Here is a 269-nt window from a genome sequence, read left to right on the forward strand (position 1 = left end):
AAGGTCGCCGCCGGCAATCTTGCGCATCTCACGCAGGGCAGAGCGGAACTTGCCGCTGTCGATCCGAACAGCGTGATCGTTCATGCCGCGCTTGTGCACGGTTTCGAGAGCGTGATGCTGTACGGTGTGATCGCCGCGTGGGCCTTGGCCGTGCTCACCATCATGGCGTTTGGCCCCGACACGCGGGCGCAGCACCGGGAGCCTGCGCTGGATGGGGCGGGCCGCCACCCTAGCCCGTAGGGCATGCGCCGTGCTGTGATGTGTGGGAA

1 protein-coding gene is annotated in these 269 nt (G+C 66.5%); it reads left to right on the top strand.

The genetic code is table 11. From position 1 onward, the window contains the following. Positions 1–240, top strand: a 240-nt coding sequence (locus KVT45_RS55380; protein WP_217562721.1) for a hypothetical protein, incomplete at its 5' end; no start/stop codon positions are given. Positions 241–269: the final 29 nt, after the last annotated feature.

Origin of the sequence: Streptomyces sp. GbtcB6, assembly GCF_019091475.1 — a bacterium.
Classification (GTDB): Bacteria; Actinomycetota; Actinomycetes; order Streptomycetales; family Streptomycetaceae; genus Streptomyces; species Streptomyces hyaluromycini.